Origin of the sequence: Streptomyces sp. enrichment culture (assembly GCF_964272895.1) — a bacterium.
GTDB lineage: Bacteria > Actinomycetota > Actinomycetes > Streptomycetales > Streptomycetaceae > Streptomyces.
The window spans coordinates 1,853,511-1,868,667 of sequence record NZ_OZ186832.1 but is presented as its reverse complement, the minus strand read 5'-3'; the positions used below and the strand labels follow the sequence as shown (position 1 = coordinate 1,868,667).

The window sequence follows — 15,157 nt, the reverse complement described above, 5'->3', positions numbered from 1 at the left end:
GCATTTCGACGCGGTGAGGGAGAGCTGCCGCCTGTGACGCGGCCCGGCAGGGCCCTGGGCCCTCCGGGGCGACGGGCCGCCCGGCCCTACCGTGGAACCATGACCCCCACCCCTGATCCCCACGACCGGAGCGACCTCCCACTGCCTGATCCCCACGACCGGAGCGACCCCCCACTGCCGGACCGCCCGCTCCTGAACGACCCCCCACTGCCTGACCGCCCGCTCCCGAACCACTCTGGCCCCTCCCACCCCACCGACCCCACGAACCTGCGTGCCCTCGACCGCCGCATCACCGGTTGTCGGGCCTGCCCCCGGTTGGTGGAGTGGCGGGAGGAAGTGGCGCGGACCAAGCGGGCCGGGTTCGCGGAGTGGACGTACTGGGGGCGGCCGGTTCCCGGGTTCGGGGCCGAGGATGCGGCGCTGTTGGTGGTGGGGTTGGCTCCGGCGGCGCATGGGGGCAATCGGACCGGGCGGATGTTCACCGGGGACCGGTCGGGGGACGTGCTGTATCAGGCGCTGTACGACGTGGGGCTGGCGTCGCAGCCGACGTCGGTGGCGGTCGGCGACGGGCTGGAGCTGTACGGGGTGCGGGTGACCGCGCCGGTGCACTGTGCGCCGCCGGAGAACCGGCCGACGCCCGGCGAGCGGGACACGTGCCGGGCGTGGCTGGTGCGCGAGTTGCGGTTGCTCAGGCCGACGGTGCGGGCGGTGGTGGTGCTGGGCGCGTTCGGCTGGCAGGCGACGCTGCCGGCGTTGGCGGAGGCGGGGTGGACGGTGCCGCGACCACGGCCGGCGTTCGCGCACGGGGCGCGGGTGAGCCTTCGGGACGGTGAGGGCGGTGACCCGCTCGCGCTCTTCGGCTGCTTCCATGTCAGCCAGCGCAACACCTTCACCGGCCGGTTGACGCCGGAGATGCTGCGGGAGGTGCTGGGCAGTGCGGCCGAGGCGGCGGGGTTGCGGCCGACGCGGTGAAGGGGGCGCAAGGCGGCGTCCGCGCCGGACAGGTGCCGCATCGCCGAGCGGTGGTCGGCGTCGACGCGGTCAAGAGCTGCCCACCCGGCGCCTGGCCTACGGCCGCCACTCGTACCGGATGTCCGGCTCCCGTTCCTCGTTGCGGCTGCCGTCGGTGTGCTCCACCGCGCGGAAGCCGTGACGTTCGTAGAAGCGGTGGGCGGGCTTGTTGACCTGGAAGGTCCACAGGCTCAGCCCCCGCGGAGAGCGCTCCTTGGCGAGTGCGACGAACCGGTCGCCGATGCCGCGACCGCGCCAGTCGGGGTCGAGATAGAGCTGCGCCATCTCCTCACCGTCGAGGACCATCAGCCCCACGATCACGCCCTCCGCCTCCGCTACCCAGGTCGTCCCCCGGGGCACGACGACATCGCGGAGGTAGGCGCGTACCTCGTCGTCGGAGTGCGGCCTTACGACGGTGGGCAGCGCGCTGTCGAAGGACCGCAGATACACCTCGGCCACGGCGTCCGCGTCGGCGGCGTCCGCCCGGCGCAGCGTGACGTCCGCCGGGTCCGGGACGACCGCCGTGGCCGTGATCTCCACGAGCTGGCCGCTGTAGCCGAGGCAGGTCACACCGAGCAGCGTGGAGGAGTGCGGTCCCGTGCTCAGGCCGGACGCCTCGACGACGTCCCACACGGATGTCAGCACCGAGGGCTCATGGGCGACCACGTACACCTCGGTGGCCACGACGTGGGCGAAACCGCTGCCCACGGCCCGCAGTTGCTCCCCGAGGTTGGCGATCACCTGCTCGGCCTGCCGTACATGGTCGCCCTCGCCGACCACCTTTCCGTCGGCGTCGACCGGCACCGAGCCCGCGAGGAAGGCGAGTCTGGTGCCGGCCTCGACGACGGAGGCATGGGAGTACGTGGGCGGCGGGAAGAGGGTGGGGACGGTGACGCGCCGGATCATGCGGGGCGGCTCCTCGTGAGCGTCGGACGGGTGGGCGTGTGGATGCTCGGCACGCCGACCCTCGATCCTCCGGGACGCGGAGAACCTTCGCACCTTCTTTTTGCGGCCGAGCAGGACTTGGGGATCGCGGGCGGCGAGGGAGCGGCCGTACCGGCATCGGCATCACTCGCGCACCGAGCCGAACCCCTTCTCCCGTAGCCGCCGTTCGCACTCCTGGGCCAGGTCGGGATATGCCGTGGAGACGGAGCCGCGTCCGCGGAGCGGCACGGAAATGCCTGCGCTTCTCGGCCGCCCGCCCTCGCCCCGGCAGCGCGGTGAGCGTGCCGGTCCAAACCGGTGGAGGCGGCCGACACCGCTCCCTAGGCTGCCCGTATGCCATCCGCCGACCGCGCCTTCCTCGACGCGACCGCCGACCGCCTCGCCGCTCTCCCCGCCGTCCGCGCCGTGGCTCTCGGCGGGTCCCGGGCGCAGGGCACGCACCGTCCGGACAGTGACTGGGACCTCGCCGTCTACTACCGGGGCCCCTTCGACCCCGAGGACCTGCGTGCCGTCGGCTGGGAGGGCGAGGTCTCCGAGGTCGGGGGCTGGGGCGGAGGTGTCTTCAACGGCGGCGCCTGGCTGACGATCGACGGGCGGCGCGTGGACGTGCACTACCGGGACCTCGACGTGGTCGAGCACGAGCTGGCGGAGGCGGAGGCGGGGCGGTTCCGGGCCGAGCCGCTGCTGTTCCATCTGGCCGGGATCCCCAGCTATCTGGTCGTCGCCGAACTGGCCGTCAACCAGGTGCTGCGCGGGCAACTGCCCCGGCCCGCCGCCTACCCCGACAAGCTGCGTGCCTCCGCCGCCGAGCGCTGGCACGGCACCGCCCTCGCCACCCTCGGCTACGCCAAGGCCCACCACGCTCCCGCCGGCCGCCTCACCGAGGTCGCCGGCGCCGTCGCCACGGCCGCCGCCCAGGCCGCGCACGCCCTGCTGGCGGCGCGGGGTGAGTGGGTGACGAACGAGAAGCGGCTGCTGGAGCGGGCGGGACTGCGGGAGGTGGACCGCCTGCTGAGCGGGCTGGAGCCCGATCCCGGTCGGCTGGTCGCGGTGGTGGAGGCCGTCGAGGCCCTGCTCGGCACACCTCCCGATCCCTTTAGTTCATAAAGAAAACCGCTGCACCGCCATCTGTCACACGCCGGAAACACGTTCGTACCTTCGTTTCCAAGAGGGCGCTCTACGGTGGATCACCCATCCCCGGAGAACAGGAGCCCCGTGTCGCGCCGCGCCGCCGTCGTTCTTCCGCCCTGGCTGGCCCACGCCCTGCGTGCGCAGAAGGGGCCGGTCCCGTGGAACGCGGTGCTGCGGGGAGCGTTGGCCGCCGGACCCCTGCTGGCGGCGGCCGTGCTGGTCGGGCGGGCCTCGGTGGGTGTCGTGGCGGCGATCGCGGCGATGCTGGCCGGGATCAACGACCGGCCCGGCAGCCGGCGTTCGGCAGTGAAGCGGCTGGGCGTGCCCGCGCTCGCGGGTGCGGCGGGGCTGGCCGGGGGGACGTACGCCGGGCAGTTCGCCGACGGGCTGGACGGGCGTGGCGGACCGTACACGGGGGCCTTCGCGCTGACGCTCGCTCTGCTGGTGCTCGGGCTGCTCGCCGGTTGCGCCAGTGCGGTGGGGCCGGTGGCGTCCGCCGCCGGTACGCAGGTGCTGGTCGCCGCGGCGGTCGGAGCCGGGATGCCGTTGCCCGAGAGCGGATGGCAGCGGGCGCTCGCCTTTCTCGCCGGCGCGGGGTGGCTCCTGGTGCTGCGGCTCGTACTGCCCACGCCCGGCTCGCTCGCCGGTGACTTCCGCTTCGACGGGGAGAGGGTCGCCGTCGCGCGGGTGTACGACGCGACGGCCGACCTGCTCGACGCGGCGGGGACCGCCGAGGCCGACGCCCGCCGTGCCGCCCTGACCGCCGCACTCGACCAGGCACAGGACGCCCTCGGCGGCCCCCGACTGCGCCGATTCGCCTCCTCCACGGCCGAACGGCGACTGCACGCCCAGTACGCCGCCGCCCTGCCGCTCGCCGAGGCGGCCACCGCGCTCGCGTGGACCGGGCGGAAGCTCACGCCCCGCGCCTCGGCCGGGCCCCGCCGCCTCGCCGCGGCCGTGCGCCGCGGCACCCATCCCGGCCCGCTGCCCGCGCCCCGCCGCTCAGGGCCCGCGCTGCGCGCACTGGACGACGCGCTGCTCGCCGCCGCCGAGGCATTCGACCAAGGGGACGGCGGCGATCTGCACACCCGCGCGCGCGGGCCGGCCGAGCTGGTCCGGACGGCGTTCGGGCCCGCCGGACGCGAGTACGGATTCCGGGTCGGGCTGTCCTTCGGAGCCGGCGCGGCCGTGGCCCAGTGGCTCCACCACGCCCAGTGGTACGGGGCCCACCCGCACTGGTACTGGCTGCCCGCGACCGCCGTCTTCCTCGTCAAACCCGACCTCGGGCCGCTGGTCTCCCGAGTGCTGTGCCGCGCGGCGGGCACCGTGCTCGGGGCGCTCGCCTTCGCCGCGCTCGCCGCCGTGCTTCCCCGGCCGGCCGGACTCGTGGCGGTCGTGGCGGTGTGCGGGGCGCTGATCCCCGTCGCCACGCGGCACTTCGCCGCCCAGACCGCAGTGGTGACCGTCCTGGTGCTCGCGCTGGTCATGGTGGGCGGTGAACCGCAAGCATCCGCCGGCCGCATCGGCGAGACCCTGCTGGCCTGCGCGATCGTCCTCCTCGTCGGCCATCTGCCGGTGCCGGGCGAGCGGGGCGGGGGTGTACGGGGGCGGCTCGCCGTGGCGGCCGAGGCGGCCCAGCGCTACCTCGCGCACGTTCTCAGCGGCTCCGACGACCGCGCCCGGCGCTGGGTCCTGCGCCGCGAGGCATACCGCACCCTCGCCGAGGCCCGCGCCGCCATCGCCCTCACCGCCGCCGAACTGCCCGCCCTCGCCCGCCACAGCCACGGCGCCGACGAGGTCGCGGCCCTGCTGGAGCGGCTCGTCGACACCGCCACCGCCTGCGCCGTGCACCTCGACGACACCGGTCGGCTCACGCCGCGCCACGCCCGCCGCCTCACCGAACTCCTGGACCGGCTCACGGCCCACCGGGCCCGCTCGGAGCTGCGGATTCCGGCTCCTGGCCAGGTGCGGCTTCCCGAGTGCGCTACCGGGTGACGGGGCTGGGGCTCAGGTTGCGGGGCGGGGGCGTTACGACGCAACGGTTGCGTCGCGACGGCTTCGTGGCGACGCAGCGGTCGTGTCCCGAGGGTAGAGTCGTAGCGACGCAACGGTCGCGTTCCGGCGGTCCCGCCCGTAGCGACGCAACGGTCGCGTCCCGAGGGCGGAGTCGTAGCGACGTAACGGCCCCGTTCCGACGGTCCCGCCGTAGCGACGCCACCGTAGCGTCCCCCCGCCCCCTCACCCCCGACCAGATGCGCAGTTCACCCCACACACCCCCACCACCCCGGCGTACGTTGGCGTGGTGAGTCAGTCTGCCGCCGACCTCCTCATCACCGGCTGCACGGTCCTCGTGCACGACGACAACGAGCAGATCGCGTTCCAGGAGGACGCCACGATCGCCGTACGGGACGGAGTGATCGTCTCCGTCACCACGGGGGACACCACGCCCGCGCCCCCGCCCGCCCCCACACCCCCGCCCGCCCCCACCACCCGCCGCACCGAGCACATCGACGCCCGAGGCCAGGTCGCCCTGCCCGGCCTGGTCAACTGCCACACGCACGCCTCGATGGTGGCGCTGCGGGGTCTGGCGGAGGATCTGCCGACCGAGGAGTGGTTCAACGAGGTGGTGTGGCCGGTCGAGGTCAACCTGACCGAGCGGGACGTGGAGCTGGGCGCACGGCTGGCGTGCGCGGAGATGATCCGGGGAGGCGTGACCTGCTTCGCGGACCACTACTTCGCCATGGACGCGGTCGCGGCGGTCGTCGCGGAGTGCGGGATGCGGGCGCACCTGGGGCAGGCGTACTTCTCGTCGCAGGGGCCGCAAGGGCGGGAGGAGTCACTGGAGTTCGCGCTGCGCCACCGAGGGGGCGCGGACGGACGTATCACCACCGCCCTCGCCCCGCACGCCCCCTACACGGTCACCGACGCCGACCTCGCCGCGACCGCCGAACTGGCCCACGAGCACGGCCTGCCCGTCCACCTGCACGCCGCCGAGAACCGCGACCAGGCGGAGGCCGGCCTCGCCCGCCACGGTGTCACCCCCGTCGAGGTCCTCGACCGCACCGGCCTCCTGGACACCGACCTGCTCATCGCCCACGGCACGGGCATCCTGGACCGCGACCTGCCCGTACTGGGGCGGGCGGGCGGCCGGGTCGCGGTGGCGAGTGCGCCGCGCGGGTATCTGAAGTTCGCGTGGCCCACCACGACCCCGGTGCGAGCCCTGCGCGCCCTCGGTATCCCGGTCGGGCTCGCCACGGACGGAGCCGCCTCCAACAACTCCCTGGACGTGTGGGAGTCGATGGCGCTCACCGCCCTGGTGCAGAAGTCCACCGAGGGCGACCCCCGCTGGCTGACCTCGCGCCAGGCCCTGCACCACGCCACCGTGCAGAGCGCCCAGGCCGTCGGGCTCGGTGACCGCGTCGGCCGGATCACCGCCGGTATGCGCGCCGACCTCGTCCTGGTGGACCTGTCCGGACCGCACACCCAGCCCGTCCACGACCTCGCCGCCACCCTGGTGCACAGCGCCCGCGCCTCGGACGTGACCACCACGATCGTCGACGGCCGGGTCCTGATGCGCGACCGCGAGCTGCTGACCATCGATGTGCCCGCGGTGGTGGGGGAGTTGAACCGGCGGCTGCCCGCGCTCGTGGACCGCGGGCACGGTAAGCGGATCCAGGAGTACGGCGCCTAGGCTGACCTCCATGGATCCCGCCGACGGCCTCATCGACCACCCGCACGACACGTACCGACGCCTGCGTGAGAGCGCGCCGGTGCACCGGATCACCGGCACCGACGGCAACCCCGCCTGGCTCGTCACCCGGTACGACGATGTGCGCCAGGCCCTCGCCGACCCTAGGTTCTCCCTCGACAAACGACATGCGGCGCCCGGCAACTACCAGGGGTTCGCGCTGCCGTCGGCCCTCGACGCCAATCTGCTCAACATGGACCCGCCCGACCACACCCGCATCCGCCGGCTGGTCGTGCGGGCGTTCACTCCGCGCCGTGTCGAGAGGTTGCGCGCCCCCATCCGCCGTACCGCCGACCGGCTGCTCGACGCGCTCGGCCCGCACGGCACCGCCGACCTGATCGGCTCCTACGCCGCGCCGCTGCCCATCACCGTCATCTGCGACCTGCTCGGCGTGCCGGACGGCCAGCGGCGGGACTTCCGCGGCTGGACCGACACCCTGGTGCATCCGGACCCCAGCCGCCCGCACGCCGCCAAGGAGGCGGTCGGGGGACTGCTCGGGTTCTTCACCGAACTGCTCGCCGCCAAGCGGGAGAAGCCCGCGGACGATCTGCTCTCGGACCTCATCGCCGTACGCGACGAGGGCGACCGGCTCAGCGAGGACGAACTGACCTCGCTCGCCTTCCTCATCCTCTTCGCCGGTTACGAGAACACCGTCCAGCTCATCGGCAACGCCGTCCTCGGGCTGCTCCGGCACCCCGAGCAGCTGGACCTGCTCCGCGAGGATCCGGCGCGGATCCCCGCGGCGGTCGAGGAGTTCGTACGCCATGAGGGCCCCGCCCTCCTCGCGATCCGGCGTTTCGCCACCGAGGACGTCACCCTCGGCGGCGTCACCGTGCCCGCCGGGGAGACCGTGCTGCTCTCGCTCGCCGCGGCCAACCGCGACCCCGCCCGCTTCCCCGACCCCGACCGGCTCCTCCTGGACCGCGACACCTCCGGCCATCTCGCCCTCGGCCACGGCATCCACTACTGCCTCGGCGCCCCGCTGGCCCGCGCGGAGACCGAGATCGCGCTGGCCGCGCTCCTGGACCGGTTCCCCGAGCTCGCCCTCGCCGAGCCCGAACCGCGGTGGCGTCCGTCGCTGCGCGCCCGCGGTCTGACGGCGCTCCCGGTGACGTACGCGACGGTGCGGGAAAAAATCTTGTGACGCGGCGATGAGTTCGGCCCCTCCTGCCGGTCACCACACGCAACGGGACCGTTGCACAGGAGGGGCCATGTCGCTTCCGCAGATCGTCTCGCGCGCCGAGTGGCGTGCGCGGCGCGAGGAACTGCTGCTCAAGGAGAAGGCGGTGACGCGCGCGCGGGACGCGCTGAACGCCGAGCGGCGCAGACTGCCCATGGTCGAGGTGGAGAAGGACTACTTCTTCGAGGGCGGCGACGGCAAGGCCACACTGTTCGACCTGTTCGAGGGGCGGGACCAACTCGTCGTCTACCACTTCATGTTCGCCCCCGAGTGGGAGGCGGGCTGCCGCAGCTGTTCCGCGTTCCTGGACCAGATCGGACATCTGGCGCATCTGCATGCCCGGAACACGTCGTTCGCGGCCGTCTCCCGGGCGCCGTACACCCGGATCCTGCCGTTCAAGGCACGCATGGGGTGGACGCTGCCCTGGTATTCGTCCTACGACAGTGACTTCAACCTGGACTTCGAGGTGACCCTGGAGCGGGAGGGCGAGTTGGTGGAGCGGCCCGGGGTGAGCTGCTTCCTGCGCGACTTCGACCGGATCTTCCACACCTACTCGGCCTTCGAGCGCGGCCTGGACGGACTCGGCTCGACCACGACCCTGCTCGACCTGACGGCACTCGGTCGGCAGGAGGAGTGGGAGGAGCCCAAGGGGCGCGCGTCGGTCTTCGGGGCGCCTGCGGGGAGCGAGAGGATCCGGTATCACGACGAATACGAGGACTGATCACGCCGAGTGCCGCGGCCGAGGCGCACCGTAGCCGGTATGCGTACGTTTCTGAGACGCGGCTCACATTCTGCGGTGGACGAGTGTCAACTATGTCTCAGTCCTGTCTCCGAGCGAGGCCCTTGGGCTTCCGCGGGCGTTAACTCATACAAGTACGACGCTTTGTGGAGGTGCAGGATGGTGAACGGGCGAAAGGTGCTCGAGCGCTTTCCCGCAGGCGGGCCCCGTGGCTCCTGGCCCGCGGAGGAGTTCGCGCACGCGCGCCGCATGGAGGGCCTGCCGGCCGAGGTCGTGATGGACCTGTCGACGGACACGTTCCTGGTGATCGTCCGCGGCGACGGGACGGACTGAGGGCGCCTGCGGTGGGCTCAGTCGGCCTCGGGTGCCGGCGGGCCGTTCAGCCGGGCTCGGGCGTCGGCAGTCGCGTGGTGAACTGCTCGGCCTGCAGGCCGTAGAGCTCGGCGTAGACACCGCCGGAGGCCAGCAGCTCGTCCGGGCTGCCGGACTCCACCAGCCGGCCCTCCGCCAGTACGTGCACCAGATCGGCGTGGCGGACGGACGCCAGCCGGTGGGTGATCAGGACGACGGTCTGGCCGGTGCCGGCCAGTGCCCGGATCCTGTCGAAGACCTCCAGTTCGGCGCGCGCGTCCAGGGCGGCGGTCGGCTCGTCGACGATCAGGATGCTTCCGCGCCGGTACGCCGCCCGCGCGATGCCCAGCCGCTGCCACTGGCCACCGGACAGCTCGTGCCCGCCGCTGAAGTTGCGGGCCAGCAGGGTGTCCAGGCCGCGCGGCAGATCCGCCACCACGTTCTCGGCGCCCGCCTGGGCTGTCGCGGCCGCCAGCCGTTCCTCGGTGAGGGGCGCGGCGGGGCGGCCGATCGCGACGTTGACCTTCGCGGTGAACGGCCACCGCTTGAAGTCCTGCGCGACCATGGCGATGCGCTCGGCCAGCCGCGCACGGTCCGCGGTCGCCGCGTCCACGCCGTCCCACAGGATGCGGCCCTCGTCGGGTGTGTAGAGCCCGGCGAGCAGTTTGACCAGGGTCGTCTTGCCGGACCCGTTCTCCCCGACCAGGGCGATGATCCGGCCCAGGGGCAAGGTGAGGCTGACGCGGTCCAGGGCCGGGCGGGCGGTGTCACCCGGGTAGCGGAACGTGACGTTCTCGAATCTGATCTCCCGTGGACGTTCCGGCAGCGCCACCCCGCCGACCGGGATCGCGCGCGCGGCCGCCTCCACGTTCAGCCGCTGGAGGTCGCCCACGAACAGGGCCTCCTCGTGCAGCTGGTTCACCTCCAGGACGAGGCTGTCCAGGCTGCCTGAACCGGTACGGATCGCGATCACCGCCGTACCCGCCACCGACAGCGCCATCGCGCCGGACAGCAGCAGGCCGCCGAGTGTCGCGTACGTCGCCACCGTGGCCAGGCCCGTCCACGCCGCCGCGATCAGCCCGGTCCGGGCCGCGAGCCGGGCCAGCCGGGCCTGTTCCGCCTCCGCGGTCTCCGACATCGCGCGGAAGTGGCGCAGCAGGAACGGGCCGACGCCGTGCAGCCGGATCTCGGGGGCGGCGGCGGGTTCCGTCAGCAGGCCCTGGAGCAGATAGCCCGCGCGCGCGTGCTGCACCCAGGCGTGGAAGGACTCGTAGCGGCGGCGAGCGTTGGTCAGCGCGCCCCACGCGCTCGGCAGCGTCATCGTCATCAGCAGCGGCAGCAGGGCCGGGTGCAGCACGGTGAGCACGCCGGCCGCGGCGATCAGCGAGATGATCGCGTTCACCAGCCGGGTCGCGTGCGCGATCATGCGCCGGGAGGCGGAGGCGCCGTACTGCGCGGTGTCCAGCAGCTTGTGGAAGGTGTGGTCCTCGATCGCGGCGAGCTCGACGGCGGCGGCGCGCTCCAGGTACCGCTCGGTGGCCAGCCGCTCCACCTTGGGCTCCAGGCGGCCGGTGGCGTACGTGGACGCCGCGCGCAGCAGGGCCCCGAGCAGCAGGACGGCGGCGATGGCGGTGAGCGCGGGGGCGGCGCCGCGCAACCGGTCCTCGATCGGGCCGCCGGTCATCAGCCGGGCCAGCACGCTGTTCATCGCCAGCAGACTCACCGCCTGCGCGACACCCCGGCCCGCCTCGGCGGCCAGCACGACCCGCGCGGCACGCCGGTCGGCGTGCCAGGCGAGGGTCACGCTGGCGCCCAGCAGGGACGGCAGCCGGGTGATCATCGCCCGGAAGCCCAGCTCCAGGAAGGCGTCCGAGTGCTGGTTCCATCCCGTGTCGTACCGCAGCGGCCCGCCGAACAGCAGCCGCTCCGACTCGGACGTGTCCGTCCGCCCCACGTCGTCCTTCCGTCCCGCCTTTCCCACCCGCCGACCTCCCCGTGACCGCTCGCCTGCGGAGGGCCACTATCGCGAGACGCGTGGGTGCTGGGGAGGGCGCGGGACCGGGGGCCGGCTGTGCGCGGGCGTGCGCCGGGCGGGGGCGGGGTGCGGGATGGGTCCGGGGTGGTGTTGGAAGTGCGGACGCGCCTGGGGTTGTAGCGGAGGCGCGGATTCGGCTGGGGTGGTGGGGGCGGGGGATGCGCCGGGGTGAACGTTGCCGCCCGGTCACGGCTCCCAAGTGACCGGGCGGCGGGCACTGCGGCGGCCCTACGCCGTGACCGGGTGCGACCAGCTCGGTGCGGTCCCCGTCAGCCGGCACAGGGCGAGGTAGAGGGGGATGGGCGGGGTGTACGGGAGCGTGCCCTCGGGGCGGTGGATGAGGCGCGGGGCGTCGGGGGCGACGGCGCCGCGGGCGTAGTGCGCGGGGGAGGGCCAGTCCAGGGCGTAGTCGGACTCGGAGGGGACGAGCCACCACCACTGGTCGTCGTCGGCGTAGACGCACCCCACGCGGGGCAGGCGCGGCATGAGCAGCGGGCCGAGCCGCGCGGGTATCACCACCGCGTCGCAGCCCAGCGGGGCGGTCATGCCCGCGGGTACGGACAGGGGCCGCGGTGAGGGGGTGGGTCGGGCGTCGCGCCCGAGGCGGATCAGCGTGTCCAGGCTGAGCACCCGGCCCGAGACGGCGGCACTCACCAGATCCTCCGCCCGGCGTCATGGCCGTAGCCCGTGCCGTGGCCGGGGCGGTGCCCGTGGGTCTCGGCTCGCCCGGCGTGATGGTCGGGGCCCTCGGCTCCGCCGATGCCGATGCCGATGCCGTGGCCGTGACCTGCGCCTCGCCGGGCGTCGCGGCCGTAGCTCTCCGCGTGCGGGACGTCGCGGCCGTAGCCCTCGGCGTGCGTGGCGCCGTAGCTCTCTATGTGCCCGTCGCCGTAGCTCTCCATCTGCTCGGCGTCGCGACCGAAGCCCTGCGGATGCCCGGCGTCGCGACCCAAGCCCTGCGCACGCCCGGCGTCGCGACCGAAGCCCTGCGCATGCCCGGCGTCACGGCCGAGGCCCTGCGTACGCCCCGCGTCGCGGCCGTATGCCTCCGCCTCGTCCTCCTCCTCGGAGTCGTCCTGCGCGGGCCCCGGCTTCGGGCGGGCGCCCCAGCCCAGGTCGCCGCGGGGCTCGTCGGCCGTCGTCTGACGCGGTACCTCCGCCCAGACCAGCAGCCCCGTGCCGCTCTCCTGGGCGCCCCAGGCACGGCAGAGGTGCTCCACGAGGAGCAGTCCCCGCCCCTGCTCCTCCTCCGTGCGCTGCGCACAGGGATGCGGCTCGGTGGGCGCGCAGCCCTCGTCGCGCACGGCTATGCGCACGATGTCGACGCCGTCCTGCAGCTCGCAGGCGACGACGGTGCTCGCCGTGTGCACGACGGCGTTGGTGACCAGCTCGGATATGACCAGGGCCGCGGTGTCACGGGTGTCCTCGCAGACCGCCCAGCCGGCCAGCCGTGCCCGCGTCAGGCGTCTGGCCTGCGCGGGAGAGCCCGGATGTGCGGCCAGCTCGAAGCGGAACCGGCGCTCTGGCCCGTCCCCGTGGGGAGCGGCTCCTGAGGCGGCGCCGAGGTCGTAAGAACCTCGCGCGGCGTCTGTTCCTAAGGGCGCGGACGGAATCACGCTTGCCACTATCTCCCCGCCGTGAACACTTGGCAAGTGTCACTCTGAAAATTGCAGAGTGCTGTGTGACGCGGTGGACGGCCGTGGCACACTGCTCGCAACAGCACGTCGAGCGGCGCCACTTGGGATCGCCGAGACCTCGGCCGGACATGTCCGGCCCGGCCTGATCTGTACGTCATGCGTCCGGATCCGACCGGTGTGACGGGCGTCGAAGGTGACGACCCGAGGTTTCGAACGGGTCTTCGGATGGCGCCGCAGGGCTGTCGGGAGTCTTCGGTGGAGGTGGAGGTGGAGGGTGAGCGAGCCGCGGTCCGCGCCGACGGTGGGACAGGTCGTCCTCGGTCGGCGCCTGCTGGACCTGCGGGAACGCGCGGGCCTCAAGCGTGAGGAGGCCGCCCGTGTCCTCCATGTCGCCCCGGCCACCGTCCGCCGGATGGAGATGGCCGAGGTCGCGCTCAAGATCCCGTATCTGCAACTGCTGCTGAAGGCGTACGGCGTACCCGAGGACGAGGCCGAGGCATTCGTGCGGCTGGCCGAGGAGGCCAACAAACCCGGCTGGTGGCAGCGGTTCCACGACATCCTGCCGGGCTGGTTCTCCATGCACGTCAGCCTGGAGGGGGCCGCGAGCCTCATCCGCGGCTACGAACCCCACTTCGTCCCCGGCCTGTTGCAGACCGAGGACTACGCGCGCGGGGTGATGCTCTCCGGCGCCGTCGGCCAGACCAGTCCGGACGACATCGAGCGCCATGTCGCCCTGCGCATGCAACGCCAGGAACTGCTCACCCGCGAGGGCGCCCCGCGGTTCTGGGTCGTGATGGACGAGACCGTACTGCGCCGCCCCGTCGGCGGCCCGGAGGTGATGCGTGCCCAGATCGACAAACTGCTCGACGCGACGAAGCTGCCCAACGTGACGCTCCAGGTCGTCCCGTTCGCCACGGGGCCGCACCCCGGAACGTACGGGCCGTTCGTGCTGTTCCGATTCGCCGTGCCCGAACTCCCGGACATGGTCTACAGCGAGTACCTGACCGGAGCCGTCTATCTCGACGCGCGTTCCGAGGTGGCCACCTACCTCGAGGTCATGGACCGCATGGCGGCGCAGGCCGCTACGGCACCACGCACGAAGGAGATCCTCCGGGATCTCCGCAAGGAGCTCTGAATGGATCGCATCAACCCCCAGTCCTCCCCGCGGATCCGCGGAAAGCGGATCTACAACGGCATGCCCGCGCGGGAGTTGGGCAGCGAGGGCTGGCACAAGCCGTGGAGCGGCGGCAATGGGGGCAACTGTCTTGAGGCGATGAAGCTCGCCGACGGCCGTATCGCGGTGCGGCAGTCCACCGATCCCGACGGGCCGGCGCTGATCTACACCTCCGCCGAGATGACGGCGTTCATCGAGGGCGCGAAGGCGGGTGAGGCGGACTTTCTGCTGTCCTGAGCGACACTTCCTGCTGTCCTGAGCGACTTTGTGCGCGAGCGCCTTTTAAACCCGGGCCCGAGCTGTTGTCCTGCGGAGCCGCTGTCTCATGGGGCGGTTGGCTCGGGCCGAACATGCAGTTGCGCGGCCACCCCGCCGAGGGTGACCGCGCAACGTCGTACAGGAAGCGTTACAGGTACGACCAGATCCGGCGAGGCGCGTCCACCAGGCGGCTCAGCGCCTCCACGCCGGCCGGCGGCTGCTCGGCCTTGTCCTTGTCCAGGTGCAGCCCGTACCAGATCTGCTCGATCGACGGCGGGCCGACCGAGAGGTTGCGCCAGACCGCCGTCGACGCCGGCTCCTCGCCGCTCTGCACCAGATAGGCCGCGGCCAGCGTGCCCGTCCGGCCCACGCCCGCGCCGCAGTGGACGAAGACCGGTCCGGCGGACGAGTTCACCGTGTCCATGAACTGCTTCACCTGGTCCGGCGTCGGCGTCTGGCCGTCCCGGATGGGCATGCGCACGACCTCCAGGCCCGCCTTCTCCGGTCCGGCGAGCTGGTGCGCGCTCAGCTTCTCGGCGCGCAGGTCCACGACGGTGGTGATGCCCATGTCGGCGAGGTTGCGGTAGCCGGTGGGGGAGGGCGCGGCACCACGCCACAGATGGCCCTGGGAGTCGACCGGCTGGAAGTTGTGGACGCCCTGGACCGTCCGCGTGCCGGCCGGCGCCGGGACATCCGCCTTGGCCCACTGGTGGACGGCGAGGATGCCGAGCGTACCGACGGCCCACAGGGCCAGATAACCGATCACGACGGCGACCAGAGCCCGCACGACGCGCTTCTTGACGCTGCGCTTCGGACGGACCGGAACGGGGACGGTGGGGACGGGGGCGGTGGAGAGGGGATGGGTTTCGGCGGAAATGGTTTCGGCGGTGACAGCCATGAAGGGCCCAGGGGGCTAGGGGACGGGGAGATCTGTGGCATCGTAGCGTT

13 protein-coding genes and 2 pseudogenes are annotated in these 15,157 nt (G+C 73.0%); 9 read left to right on the top strand and 6 right to left on the bottom strand.

The features are described 5' to 3' along the window. Positions 1 to 99 precede the first annotated feature (99 nt). Complete coding sequence (locus ACSU6M_RS08500) at positions 100 to 972, top strand: uracil-DNA glycosylase (RefSeq protein WP_437068399.1); 873 nt, start codon at positions 100 to 102, stop codon at positions 970 to 972. A gap of 96 nt (positions 973 to 1,068) precedes the next feature. Here the strand turns inward: ACSU6M_RS08500 and ACSU6M_RS08495 are convergent, their stop codons facing one another. Together ACSU6M_RS08495 and ACSU6M_RS08490 are read right to left on the bottom strand one after the other, a co-directional pair. Beyond that, a complete protein-coding gene (locus tag ACSU6M_RS08495) occupies positions 1,069 to 1,545 on the bottom strand; it encodes an N-acetyltransferase family protein (RefSeq protein WP_437075051.1) in 477 nt (158 codons plus the stop codon). Between the two features lie 39 nt (positions 1,546 to 1,584). Continuing rightward, positions 1,585 to 1,917: pseudogene (locus tag ACSU6M_RS08490) on the bottom strand (RidA family protein); the annotation flags it as partial. 372 nt (positions 1,918 to 2,289) lie between these two features. Between ACSU6M_RS08490 and ACSU6M_RS08485 the strand changes: the two are divergent. From ACSU6M_RS08485 to ACSU6M_RS08460, 6 genes are all read left to right on the top strand, one after another. Next, entirely contained in the window at positions 2,290 to 3,063 is a 774-nt protein-coding gene (locus ACSU6M_RS08485; protein WP_437068397.1) for a nucleotidyltransferase domain-containing protein, read from the top strand. A 108-nt stretch (positions 3,064 to 3,171) separates the two neighbouring features. Next, positions 3,172 to 5,082, top strand: a complete 1,911-nt coding sequence (locus ACSU6M_RS08480) for an FUSC family protein (RefSeq protein ID WP_437068396.1) — start codon at positions 3,172 to 3,174, stop codon at positions 5,080 to 5,082. Between the two features lie 307 nt (positions 5,083 to 5,389). Next, entirely contained in the window at positions 5,390 to 6,778 is a 1,389-nt protein-coding gene (locus tag ACSU6M_RS08475; protein WP_437068395.1) for an amidohydrolase, read from the top strand. Between the two features lie 10 nt (positions 6,779 to 6,788). Further along, complete coding sequence (locus tag ACSU6M_RS08470; protein WP_437068393.1) at positions 6,789 to 7,979, top strand: cytochrome P450 family protein; 1,191 nt, start codon at positions 6,789 to 6,791, stop codon at positions 7,977 to 7,979. A 67-nt stretch (positions 7,980 to 8,046) separates the two neighbouring features. After that, positions 8,047 to 8,736, top strand: coding sequence for a DUF899 domain-containing protein (locus ACSU6M_RS08465; RefSeq protein WP_437068391.1), 690 nt, complete (start codon positions 8,047 to 8,049; stop codon positions 8,734 to 8,736). A 177-nt stretch (positions 8,737 to 8,913) separates the two neighbouring features. After that, positions 8,914 to 9,087 carry a hypothetical protein gene (locus ACSU6M_RS08460; RefSeq protein ID WP_437068389.1) on the top strand — a complete coding sequence of 58 codons (174 nt, stop codon included), beginning with the start codon at positions 8,914 to 8,916 and terminating at the stop codon, positions 9,085 to 9,087. Between the two features lie 46 nt (positions 9,088 to 9,133). Here ACSU6M_RS08460 and ACSU6M_RS08455 read toward each other — a convergent pair whose 3' ends face one another. The 3 genes and pseudogenes from ACSU6M_RS08455 to ACSU6M_RS08445 form a co-directional block, all read right to left on the bottom strand. Continuing rightward, the gene (locus ACSU6M_RS08455) at positions 9,134 to 10,945 is read right to left on the bottom strand and encodes an ABC transporter ATP-binding protein (protein WP_437075050.1); all 1,812 of its coding nucleotides are present in this window, start codon (positions 10,943 to 10,945) and stop codon (positions 9,134 to 9,136) included. Positions 10,946 to 11,368: 423 nt separating this feature from the next. After that, on the bottom strand, positions 11,369 to 11,797 hold the full coding sequence (locus tag ACSU6M_RS08450) for a hypothetical protein (RefSeq protein WP_437075049.1): 429 nt from the start codon (positions 11,795 to 11,797) through the stop codon (positions 11,369 to 11,371). 365 nt (positions 11,798 to 12,162) lie between these two features. Further along, positions 12,163 to 12,765: pseudogene (locus ACSU6M_RS08445) on the bottom strand (ATP-binding protein); the annotation flags it as partial. 286 nt (positions 12,766 to 13,051) lie between these two features. On the opposite strand from ACSU6M_RS08445, the gene ACSU6M_RS08440 reads away from it, so the two are divergent. Then, positions 13,052 to 13,912 (top strand): helix-turn-helix domain-containing protein, encoded by an 861-nt coding sequence (locus tag ACSU6M_RS08440; protein WP_437068387.1) that lies wholly within the window; start codon positions 13,052 to 13,054, stop codon positions 13,910 to 13,912. Continuing rightward, positions 13,913 to 14,188 (top strand): DUF397 domain-containing protein, encoded by a 276-nt coding sequence (locus tag ACSU6M_RS08435; RefSeq protein ID WP_437068386.1) that lies wholly within the window; start codon positions 13,913 to 13,915, stop codon positions 14,186 to 14,188. A 169-nt stretch (positions 14,189 to 14,357) separates the two neighbouring features. On the opposite strand, the gene ACSU6M_RS08430 is transcribed toward ACSU6M_RS08435, so the two are convergent. Next, a complete protein-coding gene (locus tag ACSU6M_RS08430) occupies positions 14,358 to 14,996 on the bottom strand; it encodes a fused DSP-PTPase phosphatase/NAD kinase-like protein (RefSeq protein ID WP_437068385.1) in 639 nt (212 codons plus the stop codon). Positions 14,997 to 15,157: the final 161 nt, after the last annotated feature.